Annotated in this window: 1 protein-coding gene; it reads right to left on the bottom strand. The window is 35.9% G+C overall.

What is annotated here, in order from left to right; genetic code table 11:
- Positions 1–960: 960 nt before the first annotated feature.
- Positions 961–2,421: DNA primase family protein (locus G468_RS0117015; RefSeq protein WP_026824040.1), on the bottom strand; the 1,461-nt coding region annotated here is incomplete at its 5' end.

The raw sequence follows: 2,421 nt of genomic DNA, 5'->3' as shown, positions 1-2,421 counted from the left end.
AATCAGGAACCTCAATTTAACATGATGAAAAATAACAGGAAACAACCTCACAGGAAGGCAAAAAAGATGAGAAAACATGAGAACCAATAATTTACATAACTTTACATTAATTATTTATTAAAACATTAATAAGGGTTGCACCCGTTTTAGTGAAAACATCATGAGCTATTTTGGACAATCGGTAATCACTGCCTACCAGGAAAAAGAAAGAATTTTTTATGATGATCCTTGTTCTCTTTCGAAAAGATAAAATTTATTTAATAATATTTCTCATGTCAGAGAAAAAAATAAAAATATTTTAGCGTGCGTTTTATATAATTAAAAAAAACTGGAAAACTGTTCATACTGTTCACCAATTCAATAAAAGATATATATATCAATAAATTATGTGGTGAATAGTTTTGTGTTAAGTGTTCACCACTGTTCACCCTTTCAATAAAGTGTTCACCTTTTTATGGATTGCTTTAGTTCAGGCAATAATAGTATAACGTATTGATATATAATATATTTATTTGCAATCATTAACAATCAAAACACTTTTTATTAAATATTAATAAACACTTCCATCTTTTATTTTTCTTACAAGATTAAAAAATTATTTTATTAACCAACTTAAATAAATATTAATTTTATTTATAAATAAATTGAAGTTAGAAAACTTTTTGTTCATTACCCCTCCCATAAAAAGGTGAACAGTGGTGAACACTTGGTGAATAGTTTTAAGTTAAGTGTTCACCCTTTAATTTATTGATATATATATCTTTTATTGAATTGGTGAACAGTATGAACAGTTTTTACCAAAAAGTTTTATACGCATCTATTTTTTGTCTAACGCGACTTAAATAAAAAATTCTTTCCTTTCCCTGGTAGGCAGATAAAAAAGCCAGCCTTTTACTGGCTGGCGTTGTTTGTTTAGTATTGGCTGATGCTGGTTTGATATTACGGTGTCTATAATTTATGTTAAGGTACACTTGGCAACCAATCTTCGGCCTCCACTTCATTTAATTCCAGATTTGTTCTATATCCATGTTTTGTTCTTTCTCTAATATACCTTTTACCCAGTTCTTTAAGCGCATTATTAATCGAGCGTCCAAAGGCGGTTAAACTCAAGGCGTTTTTATTACCGTTCCCTTGCATATAAGCCGTGTAAGCATGGTATAAATATTTCCTTGGCACTGGCGGGTAAATATTGGCGTTCCCCATCAACATACCGCTAGCAGCTTCTAATGTAATGAGATAGGCGCAAAAATCGATGAGGGGGTCACTTTCCCGTTTGATTTCTATCGCTTCCCCTGATCCCCTTTGTTCAAGTAATAACGCTTTTGCGTCTTCTGGATCATCAAAAGTTGCCAACAATCGACGTACAATGACAGCGATCTCACTTGAAATCTTTTCCGCTAACCTAGAATCTTTATCTTCGTCTTTTACCTTGTTATTGAACTGGAATATCACTCGCCTACGGGCTACACCGTCTGCACGTTCAGTGAATATCATAGGGGTATTATTTGTTGCAATAACAACGGCTCTTATTACAGTGCTATACTGATGTTCATATTTAGGGTCAATTTCAATTAAATCACCGCCTGTTATGGCTTTTGCTCCCGTGGCTTCTCCTATGTACTTCGGTTGATCGGGGAGGGTGATCAATCGTTTACTAACGAATTGTGCTCGCCCTCTCGCGGTATCTAAAGCGGCCATATTGCTACTTCCGGTATTATCTTCACCTACGAGTAAAGTGGCTATTTGGGCAAAAACACTTTTACCGCTTCCGCCTATTCCTGTAATTTCTAAAAACAGTTCCCAGTCATAGCGGTTAGCTAAAATCATATATAACCCTGCAAAAATCCGTTTCATTTTATACGGGTCACGATTAGCAGCATGATCTAACCATTTATGAAAATGTGGAGCATGATCCCGTAAATTTTCATCGGGTGGGGCGGGTCTATATTCAATCCCATTGTGATTTAATAACCAGTTATCGGGCTGGTGTGGTGAAAATACTTTAGTTTTAATATTAAAGACACCATTAGCAAAAGGAATAACATCGTTACAAGGCTTACCCAACTTAGGGACAATAATTTTCAATGCCTCCACCGCATTATTAACCGCTCGGTTGCTAAAGTTGGTGTTATGTTGACAATAGATATTGCCCATTTCACGAGCCAGATCAAGGTGGGAAATTTTTTCCCATATCCCTGATACGTAGCGATAAAATACCTTACTATCACTGTGTACAGCGATCCCCTCATAACGTTCAGCCAGCAACAAGGCTTTTTCATTGTCTGCCATTTGAGAAAGATTGTTACCCGTCTTTTGCTTGTCAGGCTCAACTTGATACGCCCCCTCTATAAACGCCTGTTTTGCTGCCTCAATCCCATGTTGCTGACGGTAATCATCCCAATCAGCTTTTTCTTTGGTTGG

The sequence above is a fragment of the Arsenophonus nasoniae DSM 15247 genome (assembly GCF_000429565.1).
Classification (GTDB): domain Bacteria; phylum Pseudomonadota; class Gammaproteobacteria; order Enterobacterales; family Enterobacteriaceae; genus Arsenophonus; species Arsenophonus nasoniae.
The sequence above is the reverse complement of the archived record's forward strand: the minus strand, read 5'-3'. Positions and strand labels throughout refer to the sequence as shown.